The 8,425-nt window shown below is 32.9% G+C and carries 8 protein-coding genes and 1 pseudogene; 7 read left to right on the top strand and 2 right to left on the bottom strand.

Going from position 1 to position 8,425, the window contains the following annotated elements:
* Window positions 1-44: 44 nt before the first annotated feature.
* Both ACTHUW_RS11955 and ACTHUW_RS11960 read left to right on the top strand, forming a co-directional pair.
* Window positions 45-1,520, top strand: a complete 1,476-nt coding sequence (locus tag ACTHUW_RS11955) for a JAB domain-containing protein (RefSeq protein ID WP_442198229.1) — start codon at window positions 45-47, stop codon at window positions 1,518-1,520.
* Window positions 1,521-1,625: 105 nt separating this feature from the next.
* Entirely contained in the window at window positions 1,626-1,805 is a 180-nt protein-coding gene (locus tag ACTHUW_RS11960) for a YobI family P-loop NTPase (protein WP_442198230.1), read from the top strand.
* Window positions 1,806-2,616: 811 nt separating this feature from the next.
* Here ACTHUW_RS11960 and ACTHUW_RS11965 read toward each other — a convergent pair.
* A complete protein-coding gene (locus ACTHUW_RS11965) occupies window positions 2,617-2,892 on the bottom strand; it encodes a hypothetical protein (protein ID WP_442198231.1) in 276 nt (91 codons plus the stop codon).
* A 150-nt stretch (window positions 2,893-3,042) separates the two neighbouring features.
* Between ACTHUW_RS11965 and ACTHUW_RS11970 the strand changes: the two genes are divergently transcribed.
* The gene (locus ACTHUW_RS11970) at window positions 3,043-3,846 is read left to right on the top strand and encodes a DUF169 domain-containing protein (RefSeq protein ID WP_442198232.1); all 804 of its coding nucleotides are present in this window, start codon (window positions 3,043-3,045) and stop codon (window positions 3,844-3,846) included.
* A gap of 94 nt (window positions 3,847-3,940) precedes the next feature.
* Entirely contained in the window at window positions 3,941-4,900 is a 960-nt protein-coding gene (locus tag ACTHUW_RS11975) for a TDT family transporter (protein ID WP_442198239.1), read from the top strand.
* A 313-nt stretch (window positions 4,901-5,213) separates the two neighbouring features.
* Here the strand turns inward: ACTHUW_RS11975 and selD are convergent.
* A pseudogene (gene selD, locus ACTHUW_RS11980) lies at window positions 5,214-6,041 on the bottom strand (selenide, water dikinase SelD); the annotation flags it as partial.
* 199 nt (window positions 6,042-6,240) lie between these two features.
* Here selD and ACTHUW_RS11985 point away from each other — a divergent pair.
* The 3 genes from ACTHUW_RS11985 to ACTHUW_RS11995 all read left to right on the top strand — a co-directional run.
* Window positions 6,241-6,585, top strand: a complete 345-nt coding sequence (locus ACTHUW_RS11985) for a GIY-YIG nuclease family protein (RefSeq protein ID WP_018664411.1) — start codon at window positions 6,241-6,243, stop codon at window positions 6,583-6,585.
* The gene (locus ACTHUW_RS11990) at window positions 6,582-7,046 is read left to right on the top strand and encodes a DUF6530 family protein (protein WP_018664412.1); all 465 of its coding nucleotides are present in this window, start codon (window positions 6,582-6,584) and stop codon (window positions 7,044-7,046) included. Before ACTHUW_RS11985 ends, ACTHUW_RS11990 begins: the two co-directional genes overlap by 4 nt.
* Window position 7,047: 1 nt before the next feature.
* Window positions 7,048-8,425, top strand: a 1,378-nt coding sequence (locus ACTHUW_RS11995) for an AAA family ATPase (protein WP_442210996.1), incomplete at its 3' end; no start/stop codon positions are given.

An 8,425-nucleotide genomic window follows, 5' to 3' on the forward strand; every position in this document is an offset into this window, starting at 1 on the left:
AATATGGAATATTAATGTCCGAGAAAAAAGTGTGCTGAAAAAGGTTGACAATCCACACATTAAAAGAAGGACTACTAGCAGGTGGAACAAGAGTATTTTTAACTTTTAATGAAAAATCACCAAAGGACAGGATAGATTGGACAAAATCCTTGTTTGAAGAAATAGGAATGAAGGTGGTAGATCAATTAACTTATTATGAAAGTACCAATGAATTATATTCAAATATTGGAAATAGAGATTATAGAATAACATCTTCATATGAAGTGATAAACGATGAAATGGATAACTATAAAAATAAAGATTTTAGCAATAACTTAGAATATACAAATTTTTCAAGCTATTATGCTGGTAAAGAAATAAGAAATTTAAATATAGTAGATGATATAGAAAAGATTAAGGAAAATTTAAAGATAGGGTATCAATATCATGATCAAGAAGTGTTTGGGATTATTACCTATGATAGTAATGATAAAGTAATAGGGGTAAATGAAATGTTTAAAGGTGGAGTAGACGCATCTATTGTAGATTTTAAATTAATAGCAAAGAATCTCTTATTGACACCAGACTTAAAAGGTTATTCAATCTATCATAATCACCCAAGTGGAAATCCGATACCAAGCAGTGAGGATATTCATCTAACAAGTAAAATGTCTAGCATGAGTGAAACCTTAGGTATTGAATTAATGGAGCATTTTATTATAGGGAAAGAGAATGTATTACTATTCTCAGAGAGTACGGATTCTTTTATAAGTCAAAATTCTAATTATAAGGACAAAATCAAGAATAAGGTGGCAGAAGAAAGCCTAAGATATGGAGAAAATAAAAAAGATATAGATATTAAACCAGGGGATGTCATAAAGACATCCCTTTCTGATGAGACAATAGTGCTAGCAGTAAAAGGAGAAAATGCTTTATTATTTAGTGGTACCCAATTTGTTGAAGCTAATGGACTAGGTCAAAATCAAGAAAAAGTCTTTTGGAACTATGGCCATTACCATAATGAATTACCAACTGATATATTTAAAAAAGACAAGAAATCAGTTGATGAAATAAAAGGAACTTTAAATAACTTAATTGAAAATAATTATGAAGATTATATTAAAGCAGTTATATCTATAGAGAAGGATATAACAGACGATAGTACATTAACTGAGATGTATAACAAATATATGGAAAGTGATGTTAATCTGCTAAATGATTATTTTGATGAGATAGAGTATGATATGGAACATGATAATAGGATAGGTGAGAGTTTAAAAGATGAATATGATTATGAAATGGATAAACCTTCAAAAATAGAGAATTTAGATAAAAAAATAACTAAAGAGCTTGAAGGATTCTCTTTAGAGAATAAGTATATTTCATTGAAAAAAGGGAAATTGAAAGAAAAGGTTGAAATAGAAAGTAAAGGAGATGTAAATATTAAAAGAAAATCTTTATTAGGAGAATTGAAGAGTAATAGCAAAAAAGATAAATCAAAGAATATAAATAAAAAAATAAAAGAGAATATAGAGTTATAAACAAAGCCCCAAGACAGTGTTAACTAGTGATGTATTGGGGCTTTGTTTTATGTACGCATATATATGATCTAATCAAATAGATGAATAATACTGTGGGGTGAAAGTATGACTAATAGGACAATAAATTATCAAAAGTTAACACCTACTATAGCTGAGAATATAAATTATTATGAAGAATTTTTAGATTATGCCTATTCTGAAAAAGAGTTACTCAACATAGCATTGACAGGTCGATATGGAGCTGGAAAAAGTAGTGCTTGGGAGGGATATGAAAAGAAGATATAAATATAATGGAATTTCAAATATTAAATCAAATTGATAATAAAAAGGTTCCAAATATGAAGTTACTAAGCATAACCCCAGGGGTAGGGGATACTAAATCTCTACAAGTAAGTAATTCCAAGACTATGGCACCCCAACGTGTAAGATTTTGTATAATTTGGAGTATTTTGAGATTATAATAAACAATATCCATAAATATAAACCACTACATTTGATAGAGGTTTATATTTTGCCGAATTTTATAGAATAAGCAATTCTATAAAAAGCTTATAACCTTGTTATCCCAAGGGTTTATAGGTTTTTTATGTTTCTACATAGAAGTGATAGACCGTCAAAGAATGACCTTCAGCTAATAATGAATCAGGTAGTTCCTATGTGCTCGTCATATAACAAATTCTTTAATAACTAATTTCATAGTTCTTGATTCATTTGGAGGAAGTGGCTTTATTTAGAAAGATTTAATGAGATATGATTAATTATATCTATACTGATTCATGCATGTATAAATATTATTAATTGTACAATGTTCAGTTTTGTATATATAATTTGATATAGAAATGAAATTTATATATGGAGGTAGATATGGATAACAGAAAAACTTATATTTTAATTTTTTAAGGATTAGCTATTAAATATTGTATTAAGAACAGTAGTAGATAGAAGATACTTTTAAAAGTATCCCAAATAACCATTAAGATAAGTAAGGTTAGCATCAGGATTAGAAACAGAAAACTTAGGCATTTGACCCTGAGCATACTTTTCAATATCAAAAGTAGTATTAGGAGTATTCTTTGCAAATAACTTAGAGAAAGTTTTAGCTTTTCAAGCTGAGATTGATAAAATTTAGGATTGTTTTAGTAGCGGAAACTTCAATCCCAGTAGTATCAGTGATTAAGATAGAAGATAAAAAAGGATTAATTTCTTGAGATATTACTTCAGTAAAATCTCTTTTAGCACCAAAATTAGAATAATACTTCTGATAAAGAGAAAAAGCGATAAACTCACTGATATTTCTACTGATTTTGATTATAGAATTTATCAAAATCAGTAGAAATATCAGAAAAGCAAGTTTTTTACCTGAAACTGGCATAAGATTCTCCTTTTGTTTTTTTGAGTTTATACTTCTTATAAAACATATATACCCAAAAATGAGGGAGTCTAGCCATTTCAATAGAAAGAAATGCAGTAATAAAGCGAGTTGCAGAGTTCTGAAACTAAATAATATAATAGGAGGTAAAAAATGAATATTAAAAATAGTGTTGATTTAATAGAATCATATTTAGATCTAGATCGTAAACCAGTGGGGATAAAGTTTTTCTTTGATAAAGATGAGTTTGATAAATTTGAAATTCTTCAGAAAGATAGAAAGGTAACATATTGTAACTCGGTACAACTTGCAAGTAAGGGTAGGTCTATGAAGCTTACTAAAGAAAATCAAGCATGTCCTAATGGAGCTTTTGCATTAAATATGATTGATGTACCTGAGCCAATAGCAAACGGTAAGGGAAGGTTTAGTAAAAATATCTATAAAAGTCCAGAAGTATCAAAGAGTATTAACGATGATATGCTATTCATAAAGGAAAGACCTGCTGGTATTGTTGTAATGCCTCTGGAAAATTACAAAGAAGAACCAGATGTTGTAATTGTTGTTGGTAAGTCTTTTAATATAATGAGAATGTTACAAGGTAATGCATACTTTAATGGTTATACAGACAACTTAAGAACTGTTGGACTTCAAGCGGTTTGTCAAGACTTAACAACATATACTTACAATACTCAAGACATAAATATTAGCTTGTTTTGTCCAGGAACACGTTTAGTTGCAGATTGGCAAATTGATGAAATAGGAATTGGTATACCTTTTGCTAAGTGGAACCAAGTTGTAGAAGGAGTTAAAGAAACAGCTAATCCTTTTGAAAGAAATAAAAATAAAGAAAGTATTGAAAAAAGATTAAAAGAACGTGGATTAGATGTAAGTGAAATTAAATTTAATGAAAATTATGATGATGGATCATATAGTGGTGGTAAAATAGATAATGATTAATAGCTTAAGGGTTTTTTGATGTATTATTAGGGTTGAGTTTATATCATATCTAAAGAAGAAATATAATTTAAAATAAGGAGAATTTTATATGAACGTGAAGGGATTAATTAAGAGAGTACCCTTACCAATGGCTGGATTGATGTTAGCCTTAGCGGCGGCAGGTAATTTAGTGCTTTCTTATGGAGAAGTTTATAGGAATGTTTTAGGAGCTATATCTGCAGTTTTATTGGCTTTGTTACTAGCAAAGATAATCGTATTTCCAAGTATAGCAAAGATGGAATTGAAAAACCCAGTAGTAGCTAGTGTTTTTCCCACACTTACAATGGGAATGATGCTATTATCAACTTATATAAAACCATTTGCACCAACTTTTGCATTTGGAATGTGGATTGTAAGTGTGGTAGGACATTTGGCGTTAATTGTAAAATTTACTATAAATTATCTGGTTAAAGTAGATATAAAGACTGTGTTTCCAAGTTGGTTTATAGTGTTTGTAGGTATAGTTGTAGTATCTGTTACGGCACCAGCTTTTGAAATGCAGACCATAGGTAGAGTTTTTTTCTGGCTAGGGATAGTATCCTATTTCTTATTGTTACCAATAGTTATTAGAAAGTATAGGTCAGGAGATACACCAGAACCTGCAAGCCCAACTGTATTAATCTTCGCAGCCCCAGTTGCTCTTTGTCTAGCAGGATATATGAGTTCTTTTGAGACTAAAAATATGTTGATAGTATGGGGTTTACTTGCCCTATCACAATTGAGTTATATATTCGTATTAACAAAATTACCAAAGTTATTAAAGATAAAGTTCTACCCGAGCTTTTCTGGCTTTACATTTCCATTAGTAATATCTGCAATCTCTTTAAAATTAACTAATGGTTTTCTAGCAAATAGCGGACAAGGTATTCTAGCATTAAAATATATAGTAATAGTTGAAGAAATTATTGCGGTTTTAATCGTATTGTTTGTATTATTTAAATATATAGAGTTTTTAATAGCACCTTCAGAGAGTGATATGAAAGTACCTTTAGAAAGACCTGTAGAAGATAAATAAGAATAAAATAAACTAATATGTAGTGATTTAATAAAAACTCTATTGTCAGTTAAACTTGAATGCCGAGCCAATTGGCTAAAAAGTTTTTAGAAACTTCTACTAGCGGGATAAGGTTCTATCATTACAATAGAGGAAATAAAAGCTACGTTTAAATTTAATCCTTCTAATTTAAAAGCTTTAATCAATCCCAATTCTATTTCATTAAAAAGATTAAGCAGCGTGAGCCCATTTAAATATTGGGATCGCGCTGCTTAAAGTATTTTATTAAGTTGACGCCACAATTTTGCTCATGCCATACAACATAGTTCTATCTTTATGTTACTATTATAAATTTATTTTCTTGCTCTACAACATGTCCAATTATTGCAAATTCTGTTGGTGTATCTTTTAAGGCATCTAATAACTTTTCGGCATGTGATTCCTTTACTGATATAAGCAATCCTCCCGATGTCTGTGGATCAAATAATATATCTTCTATATTTTGGGGTACTGTGCTATCTATATAGACACCACCACTGGTATGACCTTTATTTGCATATGCTCCTGCTGGAACTAATCCCATATCTGCATATTCAAGTGCCTGAGGTATTATAGGTATTTTTTTATGGTCTATTTTAATTGTAACCCCACTTCCTTTAGCCATTTCAACTCCATGACCTATCAGTCCAAATCCAGTTATGTCAGTTAAGCTATTTACTCCTCCAACTTTATCAATAGCTTCTTTAGCATATTTATTTAAAGTAGTCATAAGCTTTACAGCTATATTATATGCTTCCTTATCTGCCATTTCACCTTTTATCGCAGTATTAATTATACCGAGTCCTAGAGGTTTTGTGATTATTAAAATATCACCAATCTTTGCATTGCTATTTACAAGGATTTTATCTGGATGAACGAAACCTGAGACTGACAATCCATATTTTGGCTCTTCATCTTCTACTGTATGTCCACCTACAGTTACTGCACCCGCTTCTTTTACTTTATTAGCTCCACCTTTTAATATTTCAACTAGTACATCTGGACTAAGGCAATTTGGAAAGCAAACTATATTCATAGCAAGTATTGGCTCTCCTCCCATTGCATATACATCTGATAATGAGTTTGTAGCTGCTATTTGTCCGAATATAAATGGATCATGGATAGGTTACACTTAATTATACAATAAAAACTCGGACATGATATAATAAATAAAAGGAAATTGAAAAAACTTAACGGCAAGTTGCACAAGCTACTATTTTTATAAAATACTGTCTAATGGATAATTCTGCATTCATATGGTCTACGGAGCGTGGATTATATTTTGAGATACATTGTTTTATACTAGAGTCGAGGTGAAAATGATGGATACAAAAAGAAAAAAAGAGCTTTTAGAAGCCTATAAAAACAGACATCCTGAAATGGGAGTAATATCTTACCGTTGTAAAGAAACTGGCGAGGTATTTTTGGGTATCTCCAAAGATACAAAATCAGCCTTTAACAGCAATAATATGAAATTGGCAGCCAACTGGCATCCTAATAAACGATTACAAGAACTCTGGAATAAATATGGCTCGGAAGGCTTTGAACTATCAGTTATTAAAGTGTTAAAGTATGATGACCCACACGAAGATTATACAGCAAAATTAGAAAGTTTGAGAGAACAGTGTCTCGCTGCTGATCCAAATGCAAGGAGGATATGGCGATGAATGAAAAAGTTGTTATGGTATCAAATGGTTATGAGCGTATAGATGGCAGAAACGCCTATAAATCTGGCATCAAACGTTTAACATTAGGTGCACCTATGCTGGAAGAAAATAAAAAAATGCAGATTGCCGCACAGATTTGGAAAAATGATAAAGATGGTGAATTGATTTTGGCCCAGGAGCTGCCCATCCATCAAATATTTGATTTGATGATTTTTTTGTCCAGGACATTGCTTTACTTCAAGGAGGCTTACCGACTCCCCCTTTTATATGACCCGGAAAAACCCCTCGTGGAACGTGTTGGGCTACAAGGCGATGTGCTACCTGTAGAGGTGTGTGTAGACAATCAAAACATCAATGAGGACATCAAAGCATTTGCCCAGAGTCTGAATGATTTAGGGGAATTGATTGGAGAACGCAAGCGGGTGCTTAACCGAATTTTAGAAGAATTGGAGTTATATTAATATGAAACAAACCAGTATTTTATCACCTACCAGACAGCTATCAGAAGAGGAGAAGTCCCATGTCTGGCAAAAACCACCTTCACATATTGAGAGTGAAGCAGAAAAACGTATATATCAAGAAGTAGTAAGAAATTGGAATCGCGGTGAAATGAAAATTAGCACCATTTTGCTGGAGGGGGATGCTGGTTCGGGAAAAACCCAGATTGCCAAAGCTCTATCTGCTGATTTTAACCTGCCTTATACGAAAGTAACCTGTTTTGCAGATATGGATAAATCCGATGTCCTGGGTTCGATTCTTCCGGTGCTGTCAGAAGAAGATGGTCATTCTGATAAGGTTGAATATCGCTATTATCCGTCAGAAATTGTTCGTGCGTATGAAAATGGATGGCTCTTGGAGATTCAGGAACCGACAGTGATTCGGGATGCTGCTGTTTTAATGGCGCTAAATTCCGCATTAGAACCAGATGGCAGTCTAAACTTGCCAACTCGTATCGCGCATCGTCACCCTGATTTTATTGCGGTTATCACAACAAACCGCGGTTACAATGGCTTCCGGCCCTTAAATGAAGCTTTGCGAGATCGAGTGCAGCATGCAGAAAAACTAGATTTACCGCCTAAAGAAGTGATGATGGAGCGGGTTAAAGCTAAGACCGGTTATGAATCTGAACCTGTACTATCTCTTTTAGCTGAAACGATTATGGTGCTGGATGAGACAGCCCGCGCCAATGCCATTAAAGGTGTGGCCGGTATGCGTTCCTATATCTTTTGGGTGGATGCCGTTCAAAGTGGTGCCTCAATCCAAAAAAGTTTATATTATAAGGTGTTATACAAAATCACGACCGATCCGCAGGAGCTTGTTATTTTAGAGCAGGCACTGGCTAGTCATGGCTTGACAGAAAAGCTTGAGGAAATGGATCACATATGTCAATCGCAAAAAGACGGAGAAAATCCTGAAGTAATGGAACTTAATATTTCCGAAAACGGAGAATTCTCTGCCAAGACAGATCAAGCTGATAAAAACGCAGTGCGTCTGAGAAAATCAGAAGACAGTGAGGGGCATTCTGATACGAGCAGTGATGAAAATACTGATATTTCAAGCAATGATAATGGGGAAAATGGCACTCCATTCTATCATGAGCTCGATAAATCAGATACAACCGAATTACAAAAAAAAGAATTTCGTAAACAGTTGAACAGGGAAGCACGGCAAAGTGTTCAAGGAAGTGTCCATGAAGATATTAAGCTGATTGTCCATCGTCCGGAAGTTACCTACCAGAACAGGGAAGAGTATAACCGTATGATGACAACTTTGATGCCAGTTATTCGGGAATTAATCAGAAAAACAAATCCGCTGTTGGAGCATGAATTATCTGCTGATG

Source organism: Senegalia sp. (in: firmicutes) (genome assembly GCF_052088025.1).
Taxonomy (GTDB): Bacteria; Bacillota; Clostridia; order Tissierellales; family SIT17; genus Anaeromonas.

Coding starts and splice junctions, on each gene's coding strand:
- ACTHUW_RS11970 (WP_442198232.1), top strand. CDS start 3,043: ATGAATATTAAAAATAGTGTTGATTTAATAGAATCATATTTAGATCTA.
- ACTHUW_RS11965 (WP_442198231.1), bottom strand. CDS start 2,892: ATGCCAGTTTCAGGTAAAAAACTTGCTTTTCTGATATTTCTACTGATT.
- ACTHUW_RS11985 (WP_018664411.1), top strand. CDS start 6,241: ATGGATACAAAAAGAAAAAAAGAGCTTTTAGAAGCCTATAAAAACAGA.
- ACTHUW_RS11990 (WP_018664412.1), top strand. CDS start 6,582: ATGAATGAAAAAGTTGTTATGGTATCAAATGGTTATGAGCGTATAGAT.
- ACTHUW_RS11960 (WP_442198230.1), top strand. CDS start 1,626: ATGACTAATAGGACAATAAATTATCAAAAGTTAACACCTACTATAGCT.